The following is a 13,002-nucleotide window of genomic DNA, read 5'->3' on the forward strand; positions in this document are numbered from 1 at the left end:
GAAGACCGCGGGCCCCGGTGACGGCTGTCAGCCCGTGAGTCCGGCTCTGTCGCAGGCGGGCCGCAACTGCGGGGTGCAGATCTGGTGGACGGTGTACACCCCGCTCTTGACCAGCGTCCGGTCGATGTTGCCGACCGTCACGGCCCGCGGGGTGAGCAGGACGGACGGGATGGCCTTGGTGGTGGGACTGTCGACGGTCGTGGTGGCGACGTCGCGCGGCTTCTGGCCCCGCCCCAGGGCGACGGCCATGGCGGCGGCCGCGTCCGCTTCCGTCCTGAAGGGCTTGTACACGGTCATGTACTGCTCACCGCTGACGATGCGCCGCACGGCGTCGAGGTCGGCGTCCTGGCCGGTGACGGGAGGCAGGTCGGTGACCCCGGCGCTCTTGAGAGCGGAGATCGCGCCCGAGGCCATGGCGTCGTTGGCCGCCAGGACGCCGCCGATCCGGTCGGGACCCAGCGCGGCGATGGCGGCGGACATGTTGGCGTGGGCGTTGTCCGCGGTCCAGCCCGGAGTGTCGTACGACCTGCCGATCCTGACCCTGCCGGTGAGCACGGACAGCGCGCCGTTCCTGTCCCACGCGGCGTTCGGGCTGACCGGGTCGCCGTTCATCATCACGACGCTGCCCCGGTGCGCCCGCTCCCCCATGGCCTTGAGAAGTGCTTCGCCCTGGAGCCTGCCGACCTGCGCGCCGTCGAAACTGACGAAGCCCGATATGGGGCCTTCGGCGAGCCGGTCGTAGGCGACGACGTGGACGCCCGCCTGGCGCGCGTTCTCGATGGAGGAGCGGACCGCCCTGGTGTCCGCGGCGTCGACGATCAGGACCTTGACCCCCTTGGTGATCATGGAGACCATCTGCTGGCTCTGCCGCGTCGCGTCGTTCTCGGCGTTGGCGTAGGCGACGGAGCAGTGCGGGCACAGTTCCTTCACCCGCTTCTCGACCAGCGGCTTGTCGGAATGCTCCCAGCGGGGCAGTGCCCTGCTCGGCAGCAGCAGGCCGACGGTGAACCGGTCGACGCCCGCCTGGTCGACCCCGCCGCAGGCGGCCAGGGGAATCGTCATGAGTCCGGCGACGAGCGCCGCGACGACCTGCCGGGTACGGATTCTCATGGCGGACCGCCCTCGCCCGTCGGGGACCCCGGGGCCGCGCCGGCCGGCTCGCACGGCGGCACGACGATCTCGCTCCAGACCTGCTTGCCGCTGGCCACCGGCATCGAGCCGAAGGAGTCCGACATCGCCTCGACCAGCATCAGCCCTCGGCCGCCGGTCGACTCCCAGTCCACGATCACCGGTTTGGCGGGCGCGCGCGGGGACGAGTCGCTGACACAGACCCGCACCCGGTCCCCGCGGAGCATCAGGTCGACGTGGACCGGCCCCTGCGTGTGCACCAGGGCATTGGTGACCAGTTCGGAGACGACCAGCAGCACCGCGTCGGCGATCTCCCCCACCTCCCACCGGCGCAGGGTCCGCGCGGTGAAGCGACGGGCGTGCATGACGGCGTCGGGCAGCCGCCACACCGCCCATCCGGCCCGTATCGGCCGGGTCTTCATTCCGTCGTAGCGCAGCAGCAGCAGCGCCACGTCGTCCTCGCGACGGCCCGCGTCGCCCAGCAACTGGTCGGCGACCCGCCCCGGGTCCGACGGATCGGCCGCGGCGAGCGCGTCGCGGGTGCGGCGCATGCCCTCGTCCACGGGCAGGTCGGGGGCCTCGACCAGGCCGTCGGTGACCAGGGCCAGCATCGTGCCGGGGGCGAGTGCGACCGAGGTCATGGGGAACTCCGCGTCCGCGGAGATGCCGAGCGGGAGCGAGCCCTCGACCTCCACCTCCTCGGTGCCGCCGTCGGGGTGGCGGAGCAGCGGTGAGAGGTGCCCGGCCCGGACGAACAGGGTGTTGCCCTCCTCCATGTCCAGTTCGGCGTAGAGGCAGGTGGCGAAGAGGTCGGTCTCCATGCCGACGAGGAGCCGGTTGGCGTGCGAGACGACCACGTCGGGCGGATGGCCCTCCACCGCGTAGGCCCTGACCGCGGTACGCATCTGGCCCATGATCGTCGCGGCCCCGGCGCTGTGCCCCTGTACGTCACCGATGACGAGCGCCACCCGGTCCTCGGAGAGGGCGATGACGTCGTACCAGTCGCCGCCCACCTGCAGCCCCCGCCGGGCGGGCAGGTAGCGGGCGACGGCGATGCCCCCGGGCAGTTCGGGCAGGCGTCGGGGCAGCAGGCTGCGCTGCAGCATCGTCGCGAGTTCCTGCTCGGCGTCGTAGGCGTGCGCGCGTTTGAGGGCCTGCCCGACCAGCGCGGCGGTGGCGGTCAGCAGGGAGCGTTCCTCGGGGACGAAGTCGTGCGGCTCGTCCCAGCCGATCAGGCAGACTCCGGCGATCCGGTCCTTGGCGGGCAGCGGCAGGACCACCAGCCCGCCGGGGCCGACGCCCTCGAGTCCGGGTTCCAGGGGTGTGCCGGAGGGCCACAGGTCCATCCGCCCGTCCCGCAGGGCCAGCTGCAGGGTGGGCAGGGCGCCGACGGGTGCGTCGGGCCACTCGGAACGCCACTCGGGGCGCCACGCCTGGGGCCAGGCCGCGGGCTGCGGCGGGTCGAGCACGGTGACCATGAGCCGGTCGTCCTGCAGTTCGGCGACCGCCACCCGGTCGGCGCCCAGCGGCTCGCGCAGCGCGGTGACGACCACCCTGCTGACCTCGGGGACCGTACCGGCGTCGTCGAGCGCCGCGGTCAGCCACTGGATCCGGGAGACGTCGTCGGCGCCGCGGGGCAGGACGGAGGTGGCCGTGACCACGCCCAGCACCTGCTCGGGCCGGCCGTCGGTGCTCGCCCCCACCCGGCAGCTCATGCTCAGCCAGCGCATCTCACCGGTGGGGCGGCGGACCCGGAACTCCAGCTCCCGGCGGCCGGGCGCCTGTGCGGACGGCTCCAGGACGGACATCAGGGCGTGCATGTCCTCGGGGAGGGCGTGCGCGAGCAGGGTGTCCACCTTGCCGTCGAAGCCTTCCGGTGAGATGCCGACCAGTTCGAGGAGGGTCTCGTCCGCCTCGATCAGGCCGGTGTCCGGTACGAGCACGAAGGAACCGACGCGCAGCCTGCGCAGGGCGGGACCCAGCAGCGGCGACGGCGCGGGTTCCCCGGGCCCGGTCCGGAACAGGCCGGTGACGGCTTCGGCGTACCGTTCCAGAAAACGCTGCTGCTCGGGCTCGAACCCGGCCGCGTCGGCGCCGACGACGACCAGGCAGCCCATTCGGCTGCCCTCCCGCACCAGCGGCAGCGCGCCCAGCGACGCCTCCGCCGGCGGTGCCGGACAGCCCTCGACGAAGGAGCCGAGCGACGTGGGCGTCAGCCACACCGGGCGGCCGGTGCGGAAGGCACGCGCCGCGGGTGAGCCACCGGGCACGGCCAGCCGCTCCGGCAGCGTGTACTCGGGGCTGGCGCATCCGGCGGTCTCCAGCAGCCTGAGTTCCCGGCTCCCGGAGCCGGGGACGTAGACCCCGGCCAGCGCCGTTCCGGCGAACGTCAGGGCGCGCACGCTCGCGGCGGTCCCGTCCGCCGGATGCGATGAGCCGGTGCCGGCGGGTTCGGTCCCGGACGCCCACGGGTGCGAGACCGTGGTCCGCGCACTGCCGTCATGAGGCATGTCCGCAACCCACCTCCCGTGCAGGCCGGGGTGCCGGCGGGTCGGGATCCGGTCACCCCGTACCAGAATCGCATACATGAGCTAAACGGACAGATCAGATAATATGCCATGAATTCGCAGATGACTGCGGCCGGTGACACACTGACGATGTGGTCGTCCTGCCCCACCCACGTGATCGCCTCGCCGGGGTGGACATCGCCGCCCCGCGACCGCCGGAGCCGCGGTTGCCCGTGCGGATTCTTCTGTGGAGGGCGGCCAGGACGGCGGCAGCGGCTTCGGCGGCCGTCGCTCTCGCCTCCTGCGGGACGGCGGGCTCGGGCGGCGGCGCCGACGGGGGCGGACCACCGAGGATCGGGATCCTGCTGCCGGACGCCACCACGGCCCGCTGGGAGACACAGGACAGGCCGCTGCTGGAAAAGAAGATCAAGGAACTGTGCGGCGAGTGCACGGTCGAGCATGCCAACGCCAAGGGCGATGTCGCCCTGCAGCAGGAACAGATGGACTCGTTGATCACCAGGGGGGTCGATGCCATCGTGCTCGTGGCCGTGGACGCCAGGTCGCTCGGCGCCAGTGTCAGCAAGGCGCACAAGGCCGACATCCCCGTCATCGCCTACGACCGCCTCGCCCAGGGACCGGTCTCGGGGTTCGTCTCGTTCGACGGCAAGGAGATCGGCAGGCTCCAGGGGGGCGCCCTGCTGAAGGCCATGGGCGGCAAGGTGCCCGGCGGCAAGATCGTCATGATGAACGGCGATCCCAGCGACCCCAACGCGGTGTCGTTCAAGCAGGGCGCGCTGTCCGTGCTCAAGGGGAAGGTGCGGATCGCCAAGTCGTACGACACGCTCCAGTGGAAGGCGGACACCGCCAACACGAACATGTCCGGCGCCATCTCCGCGCTCGGCGTCGGCAACATCGACGGGGTCTACGCCGCCAACGACGGCCTCGCCGCCGGCAGCATCGCCGCGCTGAAGGCCGACAAGGTCGATCCGCTGCCCCCGGTGACCGGGCAGGACGCCGAACTCGCGGCGGTGCGGCGCATCGTCGGCGGCGAGCAGTACGAGACGGTGTACAAGCCCTTCGCCCCCGAGGCCTCGGCCGGCGGCGCCATGGCCGTGGCCGCGGCCCGCGGTGACGATCTCCGCCGGGTCGCCACGGGCACCGTCCGGCCCCCGGGCGGGAAGGCGCTCCCGGCCGTCATGCTGACCCCCGTCTCCGTGACCGTGGACGGCATCAAGGGCACTCTGGTCAAGGACGGTGTGTACACGGTGCGGCAGATCTGCACCCCCCAGCTCGGGGCCGCCTGCAAGAAGGCCGGGCTGACCTGACGGACCGGTTCCCGGCCGGGCAGGGACCCGGGAAGGAGATGGTTTCCGTGCCGACTCCCCCGTTGCTCGCCCTGCACGGCGTGTGCAAGCGCTACGGCGTCGTGGAGGTCCTCACGGACATCGAGCTGGAGATCCGCGCCGGGCAGGTCGTCGCGCTGCTGGGCGACAACGGCGCCGGCAAGTCCACCCTGGTGAAAGTGATCTCCGGTGTCGCCCCCGCGGACCGGGGCGCCATCGAATGGGAGGGCCGGCCCGTCCAGATCAGGCGCCCGCACGACGCCCGTGACCTCGGCATCGCCACCGTCTACCAGGACCTCGCGCTGTGCGGGAACCTCGACGTCGTCGGCAATCTCTTCCTCGGCCGGGAACTGCGCAGGTTCGGATTCCTCGACGAGGTCGAGATGGAACGCCGCACCAGAGTGCTGCTGGAACGCCTGACCCGCCGCGTCCCCGACCTGCGCGGCCCCCTGGTGTCCCTGTCCAGCGGCCAGCGGCAGACCGTCGCCATCGCCCGCTCGCTCCTCGCCGACCCGCGGGTCCTGCTGCTGGACGAGCCGACCGCCGCCCTGGGTTTCGAGCAGACCACCGAGGTCCTGGACCTGGTCGACCGGTTGCGCGACCGCGGCCTGGGGGTCCTGCTCATCAGCCACAACATGGGCGATGTGAAGGCGCTCGCGGACCGGGCCGCCGTACTGCGGCTCGGCCGCAACAACGGCTTCTTCGATGTGAACACCGCCTCTCAGGAACAGATCATCTCTTCCATCACGGGCGCCACCGAGAACGTGCCACGCCCGGTGCCGGGCCGGGAAGCGGGGTGGTGAGAGGGATGCACGACATGGCGCGCAACATGCGGGAGCCGGCCGCCCCCGCCGCCGGGCGCCGGGGGCCGCACGGCGGTCGTGCCGTCGCCCGCACGGTGCGGGGCTGGATCACCGCCTTCCGCAACAAGCTGGACGCCGGTGAACTGGTCCGGCTCCCCGTCGTCCTGGTCCTGGCCACGGTCTGGATCATCTTCCAGAGCCTCAACGACAACTTCCTCTCCCCACGGAACCTGTCCAATCTCAGCGTGGACATCGTGGGGACGGGCCTGATCGCGGTCGGTATCGTCTTCGTCCTGCTGCTCGGTGAGCTGGATCTGTCGGTCGGCTCCGTCAGCGGCCTCGCGGCCGCGGTCTTCGCCGTGCTGAACGTGAACATCGGCATGCCCGAATGGCTCGCCCTGGTCGTCGCGGTGCTCACGGGCACCGCGGCGGGAACCGTCCAGGGTTTCTCCTTCGCCAAGACGCGGGTACCGGCCTTCGTCGTGACGCTCGCCGGGCTGCTCACCTGGAACGGCCTCATGCTCTCCATCCTGGGGACGAGCGGCACCGTCAATCTCGACGAGGACGGGCTGGTCGCCATGCTGACCAGCTACTACTTCACCAACGACGCCGCCGCCTACGCACTGGCGGCGCTCGGCACGGGCACGGTCTTCCTCGCCTCCTACCTGGACAGGCGGCGCCGCCAGACCGTCGGCATGCCGCACCGCTCGCTCGGGGCGATCGGGGCGCGCACGGCGGGGCTCGCCGTGATCACGTTCGGCGCCGCGTACGTGCTCAACCGGTTCCAGGGGCTGCCGCTCGCCCTGCTGGTCTTCATCGTGGTGGTGGCCGGCCTCGACGTCGTCCTCAGGCGCACGCACTACGGGCGGCAGGTCTACGCACTCGGCGGCAGTGTCGAGGCCGCCCGGCGCGCCAGCCTCAGCGTCACCCGGGTACAGACCGCGGTGCTCGCCGTCTCGGGCACCATGGCCGCGGTCGGCGGACTGTTCCTGGCCTCGCGCATCACCTCGGTGAGTCAGAACTCCGGCGGCGGCGTCCTGCTGCTCAACGCCGTCGCGGCGGCCGTCATCGGCGGCGCCAGCCTGTTCGGCGGCCGCGGTACGACCTGGTCCGCGGTGCTCGGCATCCTGGTCATCCAGTCGATCGCGTCGGGAATGGCGCTCACGGACACCCCCACCGCCGTCCAACTGGTGATCACCGGCGGGGTCCTGTTCGCCGCGGTGGTCATCGACTCGCTGGCGCGACGCTCGCAGGAGGCACACGGACGGGCCTGACCTCGCGGGCCCGTCCGTCGCGCGCTTCGAGGTCCACGCGGTCGCGGTGTCAGACGGGGTCGTCCGGCAGGGCGATGCGGGCGGTGATGCGCTTGCCGACCGGCTCCCGCTGCACCTCGAAGCCCTGGGCGACGGCCATGACGATCTCCAGCCCGTGCTGGCCGACCCGGCCCGGGTCGGCGGCCCGCGCCACCGGCAGGACCGGGTCGCTGTCCCACACCCGTACTTCCACCAGGTCCCCGGTGATGCGCAGTTCCATCAGCAGCGGACCGGGAGCGTACTTGCGGGCGTTGGTGACCAGTTCGCTGACCACCAGCTGGGTCACGTCCACGGCACGGGCGGACACCGGCAGCCCGTACTCGGCCTGGACACGTGCGAGGAAACCCGCCGCGCGATGACGGGCCTGAGCGATACAACTGCCGTCTTCCTCAAGGGCGATGATGTCCTCCAGAGCGGCGTCCGTCACGCCTTCACCGCCAGGGGCCGACTCCACTGGGTCCATAGCTTTTCCCCCGTTCACGCGGCTGCTTGTACCCGGGGCACCACTCGGTATGCCCGCGCGTGAAGCGGTGGAGCCGAACGGATGTGTGGCCGCGTGGCTTCGGGGCAGGCTACCGACGCATGCAATGGAGCGAACGACATCAGCGGGCGGGTTGGTGAGGAGACGTTGACAGGCACCCACGAAGCGGCACAGTCCGGCCGGCCGGCGATCGGCCACTCCACGGTGGACGGCATCCGTGTGGTCACCCTCAGCGGCGAGTTCGACCACACCGTCCGTGAGCATCTCGGCCAGGCCCTGCTGCCGCCCTCAGGCGCCACGCGGCCGCGCACCGTCACCGACCTCAGCGGTGTGACCTTCATGGACTCCAGTGGCATCAACGCCCTGATCGGCGCTCACACCGCCGCCGAGGACGCCGGGGGATGGCTGCGCCTGGCCGGACCGCGGGAACCCGTCGCACGCATCATGCGCATGGTCGGCATCGACGCCCTGATCCCCTGCTACCCGGACGTGAGACAGGCGTTGGAGAGCTGACTCCCCCCGTCCGCGATCGCATCGCTGCGCCCGCCGGTACTGTACCGACAGCACCGACCCGGGAAAGGACGACAACATGATCATCTTCGGTACCAGGGGCTACCTGTACCAGCTCGCGATACTGACGCTGGTGTGCGGCCGCTGCGGCAACCCGGCCGCGCACACCCTCCGCAAGCGCGTCACGAAGTTCACCCTGTTCTTCGTGCCGCTGTTCCCGATCTCGACGAGGTACAGCACCCAGTGCACCTTCTGCGGCGCGGAGCAGAAACTGGCCAAGGAGCAGGCGGAGCAGCTGCAGGCGCAGGCCGCGGGCGGCTACACCGGCCAGTCGTCCTACGGGCAGCCGCAGCAGCAGCCGTACCAGTCCTGACAGGTCACCGGTCGTGCCCGGACCGGACGGACCGGGTGCGGCGGCTCGCGTTGATAGCGTCGGGGTGTGCCGTGCCGGCCGGCCCGGCGTGCCGTTCCCTCGACCGAGGAAGACGCGATGTCCCCGACGATCCGCAGAGCCGTGATCCCCGCCGCCGGGCTCGGCTCCCGGCTGCTGCCCCTGACCAAGGCCACCCCGAAGGAGATGCTGCCGGTCGGCGACAAGCCGGTCGTCGAGCACACGGTGCGCGAACTGGTGGACTCCGGCATCACCGACATCACCATCGTCGTCTCGGGCGGCAAATCCCTGATCCAGGACCACTTCCGGCCGAACCCGGAACTCGTCGCACAACTGCGGGCCGCCGGCAAGACGGCCTACGCGGACGCCGTCGAGGAGGTCGCCGAGCTGGCCCACCGGGGCCACATCACCTACCTCGACCAGCACGGTCCGTACGGCAACGGCACTCCCGTGCTGAACGCCGCCCGCAACATCGGCGACGAGCCCGTGCTGGTCCTCTGGCCGGACGACGTGTTCGTGGCCGAGGTGCCCCGCGCCCAGCAGTTGATCCGCGCCTACGAGCAGACCGGCTGCCCGGTGCTGGCCCTGATGCCGATGGACCCGGGTGAGTCCCAGCGGTACGGCGTACCCGTCGTGAAGGAGGACCTCGGCGGCGGCACGCTGCGCATCACGGGCCTGGTGGAGAAGCCGGAGCCCGCCGAGGCGCCGTCCTCGTACGCGGCCATCGGGGGCTACGTGATCACCCCCGGCATCATCGACGAGCTGCGTGAGCAGACGCGCCGCTGGTACGAGCACCAGAGCGGCGAGGTCTACCTGACCGACGCCGTCAACGCCTACGCCGCCACCCGCGCGGTGTACGGCCAGGTGATCCAGGGCCGCTGGTACGACACCGGCAACCCGGCCGACTACCTCGTCGCCCAGATGGCCTTCGGCCTCGCCCACCCGGAGTACGGGCCCGTCCTGCGCGCTCTGGTGGGCGAACTCGGGGCCGAGCCGGGCACGGCGCCGGGGCCCTGACGCCGGCCCGTCACGTTTCCGCAGGCGGCGGGCGGGGACTCGCCGGCTGTGGTGGCGTACGGAGCGGAGCAGCGGATACGGGTGCCGGCGCTGCGGGCCGGGTGGCTGACGCAGACGTTCGTCCACTGGGCCTACCCGCCGGAGGCGGTTCAGGCCCTGCTGCCCGACGAGTTGGTGGTCGACGAGTACGAGGGTGCCGCCTGGGTCGGTCTCACGCCGTTCGTCATGGCCGATGTGCGTCCCAGCGTCGTGCCCGCCGCGCTGCCCGGACCGCCCACGTTCGCGGAGACCAACCTGCGCACCTACGTCCGGCACCGGGGCGGGCGGGACGGGCTGTGGTTCCTGTCGCTGGAGGTGGCGTGCCCGCTGATGCTCGGGGCCCGCGCCATCGGTGCGCCGTACCACGCCGGCACACTCCGCGTCGCCCGGGACGCCGGCACCGTCGTCTACGAGGGTTCCCGGTGGAGCGGCCGGGCCTCCTACCGTCTGGTCGTCCGCCCCGGGGACCCGGTCAGGCCGACGGAGCGGGACGTGTGGCTGACCTCGCGCTGGCGGGCGTACACCCGGCGGCTCGGCCGGTTGTGGCAGACCCCCGTGGAGCACGAGCCGTGGCCGATGGCCCGCGCCAGCGTCGACGTACTCGAGGAGACGCTCACCGCGGCGGCGGGCCTTCCGCCGCCGGAGGGCCGTCCCGTCGTGCACTTCTCGGAGGGAGTCCGGCATGTTCGGCTCGGGGTGTCCCGGCCGTACGCTCCGTGAGCGGGCGCGGCACGGGCGGCGTCCCCTGCTCCGCTTCACCGGCTGGATCGCCGGCCTGGGCACGTCCTCGGGGACGCGGATCGTGCTGGGGCACTGGCAGCGGTCGCCGTTCGGGCCGTTCAGCGATGTGATGGTCGAGCGGGCCGACGGGGAACGGCTGCTGCTGGCTCCCACCCGCCGTACGGCCGACTTCGTCAGCGGCGTCTACGTCTTCGACACGGTGCGGGTGGTACCGGTCGACGTGAGTGTGGCGGACGGCGTCTGGACGGTGACCGCCGGGCCGCTGCGGCTGTGCTTCACCCCGGGCCGACGAGGCCTTCTCGGACACCTGCTGCGTGCCGTCCCGGGCGTGGTCGCCCGCCGGCCGGCGTGGAGCGCGCTCACGGACCGGCCGGCCCGGCTGCTGCTGCCCGGGGTGCGGACCCGGGGCAGCGCCGGCGGGGGCCACCGGGAGTGGTACGGGGCGCGGGACCTGCTGCCCGTCCGCGCGGTGTCCGCGGTCTTCGCGGGCCGGGACCTCGGCGCGGCGGCCCCGGTGGAACCGCCGGTGCGTTTCGGGTTCGGTTCCGTCCCCCGCGCCCCCTCCCTGACGCGGGTCGTCGCGACGATCGCGCCGTCGGCCGGCGGGCCGCCCGACGTGGGGTGACGCGCGCTCCGCCGGGCCGGGGGATCTCGAGCCCTCACCCACGGCTCGCAGCAGGTGCGGAGGTGGCGGGACAATGGAGGCGGGTCCGGGCGTTGCGGTGGGCCCATGTGACCCTCCGCGGCCCCGAGGAAGGCGAGCGCTGAACAGGTCCCCGTGAGCGGCGAGCGGTGCGGGGCGAGCGGCTGAGGAGGAACCCAGATGGCGCGTCCGGTCGGCATTGACCTCGGTACGACGAACTCGGTGGTCTCGGTCCTCGAGGGCGGCGAGCCCACCGTCATCACCAACACGGAAGGCGCGCGGACCACCCCGTCGGTCGTGGCCTTCGCCAAGAACGGCGAGGTACTGGTCGGGGAGGTCGCCAAGCGGCAGGCCGTGACCAACGTGGAGCGCACGGCCCGTTCGGTGAAGCGGCACATGGGGGATCACGGCTGGCGGTTCCCGGAACACGGCGACGGCATCGACGGCAAGCGGTACACCGCGCAGGAGATCTCCGCGCGCGTGCTGCAGAAGCTGAAGCGGGACGCGGAGGCCTATCTGGGCGAGGACGTCACCGACGCGGTGATCACCGTACCGGCGTACTTCGACGACGCCCAGCGGCAGGCCACCAAGGAAGCCGGTGAGATCGCCGGGCTGAACGTGCTGAGGATCATCAACGAGCCGACGGCGGCGGCGCTGGCGTACGGGCTGGACAAGGAGAACGACCAGACCGTGCTCGTCTTCGACCTCGGCGGCGGCACCTTCGACGTCTCCCTGCTCGAGATGGGCGAGGGTGTCATCGAGGTGAAGGCCACCAACGGCGACACGCACCTGGGCGGTGACGACTGGGACCAGCGGATCGTCGATCACCTGGTCAGGCAGTTCAAGAACAACTACGGCGTGGACCTGAGCAAGGACAAGATGGCCGTGCAGCGCCTGCGGGAGGCCGCCGAGAAGGCCAAGATCGAACTGTCCAGCTCCTCGGAGACCACCATCAACCTGCCCTACGTCACGGCCTCCGCGGAGGGTCCGCTGCACCTGGAGGAAAAACTCACCCGCGCCCAGTTCCAGCAGCTGACGAGTGAACTGCTGGAACGGTGCAAGGGGCCCTTCCAGAACGCGATCAAGGACGCCGGCATCGAGGTCTCGGCCATCGACCACGTCGTCATGGTGGGTGGTTCGACACGGATGCCCGCCGTGACGGAGCTGGTCAAGGAGCTGACCGGCAAGGAGCCGCACAAGGGCGTCAACCCGGACGAGGTCGTGGCCGTGGGCGCGTCGTTGCAGGCCGGTGTGCTCAAGGGCGAGGTCAAGGACGTCCTGCTGCTGGACGTCACCCCGCTGTCCCTGGGCATCGAGACCAAGGGCGGCATCATGACCAGGCTCATCGAGCGCAACACGACCATTCCGACCCGGCGTTCGGAGATCTTCACCACCGCCGAGGACAACCAGCCCTCGGTGACCGTGCAGGTCTACCAGGGCGAGCGGGAGATCGCCGCGTACAACAAGAAGCTCGGCATGTTCGAGCTCACCGGTCTGCCCCCGGCGCCGCGCGGCGTGCCGCAGATCGAGGTCGCCTTCGACATCGACGCGAACGGCATCATGCACGTCTCGGCGAAGGACCTCGGCACCGGCCGGGAACAGAAGATGACGGTCACCGGTGGCTCCGCCCTCCCCAGGGACGACATCGACCGCATGGTCCGCGAGGCCGAGCAGCACGCCGAGGAGGACCGCGGGCGGCGCGAGGCGGCCGAGACCCGCAACCAGGCGGAGCAGCTCGTCTACCAGACGGAGAAACTCCTCACGGACAACCCCGACAAGGTGCCGGGCGACGTGCGCGGCGAGGTCGAGGGCGCCCTCGCCGACCTGAAGGAGAGGCTCAAGGGCGAGGACACGCGGGCGATCAGGGAGTCCCTGGACCGCGCGGCACAGGCCGCGCAGAAGATCGGCACGGCTCTGTACGAGCAGGCGCGCGCCGAGCAGGCGGCATCCGGATCTTCCGCGACTTCTGCGGCTTCCGGGACTTCCGAGGCTTCCGGGGATGCGGGGGGTCCCGGGCACGACGACGAGGTGGTGGACGCCGAGATCGTCGACGATCAGGGCGAGAAGGACGACAGGGCAGGCTGAG

12 protein-coding genes are annotated in these 13,002 nt (G+C 71.6%); 9 read left to right on the forward strand and 3 right to left on the reverse strand.

The window, feature by feature from the left end; genetic code table 11:
- Positions 1-27: 27 nt before the first annotated feature.
- Positions 28-1,110, reverse strand: a complete 1,083-nt coding sequence (locus tag ACFY0F_RS15435; protein ID WP_388793370.1) for a sugar ABC transporter substrate-binding protein — start codon at positions 1,108-1,110, stop codon at positions 28-30.
- Positions 1,107-3,638, reverse strand: a complete 2,532-nt coding sequence (locus ACFY0F_RS15440) for a SpoIIE family protein phosphatase (RefSeq protein WP_388793372.1) — start codon at positions 3,636-3,638, stop codon at positions 1,107-1,109. Before ACFY0F_RS15440 ends, ACFY0F_RS15435 begins: the two co-directional genes overlap by 4 nt.
- A 230-nt stretch (positions 3,639-3,868) precedes the next feature.
- Here ACFY0F_RS15440 and ACFY0F_RS15445 point away from each other — a divergent pair, with 230 nt between their 5' ends.
- Genes ACFY0F_RS15445 through ACFY0F_RS15455 form a run of 3 tightly spaced genes read left to right on the forward strand, consistent with a single transcriptional unit; the run spans position 3,869 to position 7,055 of the window.
- Positions 3,869-4,960, forward strand: a complete 1,092-nt coding sequence (locus ACFY0F_RS15445) for a substrate-binding domain-containing protein (RefSeq protein ID WP_388793374.1) — start codon at positions 3,869-3,871, stop codon at positions 4,958-4,960.
- Between the two features lie 38 nt (positions 4,961-4,998).
- Positions 4,999-5,781 (forward strand): ATP-binding cassette domain-containing protein, encoded by a 783-nt coding sequence (locus tag ACFY0F_RS15450; RefSeq protein ID WP_388793376.1) that lies wholly within the window; start codon positions 4,999-5,001, stop codon positions 5,779-5,781.
- Between the two features lie 14 nt (positions 5,782-5,795).
- Positions 5,796-7,055 (forward strand): sugar ABC transporter permease, encoded by a 1,260-nt coding sequence (locus tag ACFY0F_RS15455; RefSeq protein ID WP_388793378.1) that lies wholly within the window; start codon positions 5,796-5,798, stop codon positions 7,053-7,055.
- Between the two features lie 49 nt (positions 7,056-7,104).
- Here the strand turns inward: ACFY0F_RS15455 and ACFY0F_RS15460 are convergent, their stop codons facing one another.
- The gene (locus tag ACFY0F_RS15460; protein WP_388793380.1) at positions 7,105-7,557 is read right to left on the reverse strand and encodes an ATP-binding protein; all 453 of its coding nucleotides are present in this window, start codon (positions 7,555-7,557) and stop codon (positions 7,105-7,107) included.
- 165 nt (positions 7,558-7,722) lie between these two features.
- Between ACFY0F_RS15460 and ACFY0F_RS15465 the strand changes: the two genes are divergently transcribed.
- The 6 genes from ACFY0F_RS15465 (at position 7,723) to dnaK (ending at position 13,001) form a co-directional block, all read left to right on the forward strand.
- Positions 7,723-8,088: an STAS domain-containing protein gene (locus ACFY0F_RS15465; RefSeq protein ID WP_388793382.1), complete on the forward strand. Its 366-nt coding sequence runs from the start codon at positions 7,723-7,725 to the stop codon at positions 8,086-8,088.
- Positions 8,089-8,164: 76 nt separating this feature from the next.
- A complete protein-coding gene (locus ACFY0F_RS15470; RefSeq protein WP_388793384.1) occupies positions 8,165-8,458 on the forward strand; it encodes a zinc-ribbon domain-containing protein in 294 nt (97 codons plus the stop codon).
- A 117-nt stretch (positions 8,459-8,575) separates the two neighbouring features.
- On the forward strand, positions 8,576-9,493 hold the full coding sequence (locus ACFY0F_RS15475; protein ID WP_388793386.1) for a UTP--glucose-1-phosphate uridylyltransferase: 918 nt from the start codon (positions 8,576-8,578) through the stop codon (positions 9,491-9,493).
- 48 nt (positions 9,494-9,541) lie between these two features.
- Positions 9,542-10,252, forward strand: coding sequence for a YqjF family protein (locus tag ACFY0F_RS15480; RefSeq protein WP_388793388.1), 711 nt, complete (start codon positions 9,542-9,544; stop codon positions 10,250-10,252).
- Positions 10,215-10,898, forward strand: coding sequence for a hypothetical protein (locus ACFY0F_RS15485; RefSeq protein ID WP_388793390.1), 684 nt, complete (start codon positions 10,215-10,217; stop codon positions 10,896-10,898). The genes ACFY0F_RS15480 and ACFY0F_RS15485 overlap by 38 nt, the downstream gene beginning before the upstream one ends.
- 198 nt (positions 10,899-11,096) lie before the next feature.
- Positions 11,097-13,001, forward strand: a complete 1,905-nt coding sequence (gene dnaK, locus ACFY0F_RS15490; RefSeq protein WP_388793392.1) for a molecular chaperone DnaK — start codon at positions 11,097-11,099, stop codon at positions 12,999-13,001.
- Position 13,002 lies beyond the last annotated feature (1 nt).

Source organism: Streptomyces sp. NPDC001544 (genome assembly GCF_042894285.1).
In the GTDB taxonomy this organism is placed as follows: Bacteria; Actinomycetota; Actinomycetes; order Streptomycetales; family Streptomycetaceae; genus Streptomyces.

Bases quoted from the DNA above. Each gene is read 5' to 3' on its own strand.
- ACFY0F_RS15475 (WP_388793386.1), top strand. From the start codon at position 8,576: ATGTCCCCGACGATCCGCAGAGCCGTGATCCCCGCCGCCGGGCTCGGC.
- ACFY0F_RS15440 (WP_388793372.1), bottom strand. From the start codon at position 3,638: ATGCCTCATGACGGCAGTGCGCGGACCACGGTCTCGCACCCGTGGGCG.
- ACFY0F_RS15435 (WP_388793370.1), bottom strand. From the start codon at position 1,110: ATGAGAATCCGTACCCGGCAGGTCGTCGCGGCGCTCGTCGCCGGACTC.
- ACFY0F_RS15485 (WP_388793390.1), top strand. From the start codon at position 10,215: ATGTTCGGCTCGGGGTGTCCCGGCCGTACGCTCCGTGAGCGGGCGCGG.
- dnaK (WP_388793392.1), top strand. From the start codon at position 11,097: ATGGCGCGTCCGGTCGGCATTGACCTCGGTACGACGAACTCGGTGGTC.
- ACFY0F_RS15450 (WP_388793376.1), top strand. From the start codon at position 4,999: ATGGTTTCCGTGCCGACTCCCCCGTTGCTCGCCCTGCACGGCGTGTGC.
- ACFY0F_RS15470 (WP_388793384.1), top strand. From the start codon at position 8,165: ATGATCATCTTCGGTACCAGGGGCTACCTGTACCAGCTCGCGATACTG.
- ACFY0F_RS15455 (WP_388793378.1), top strand. From the start codon at position 5,796: ATGGCGCGCAACATGCGGGAGCCGGCCGCCCCCGCCGCCGGGCGCCGG.
- ACFY0F_RS15460 (WP_388793380.1), bottom strand. From the start codon at position 7,557: ATGGACCCAGTGGAGTCGGCCCCTGGCGGTGAAGGCGTGACGGACGCC.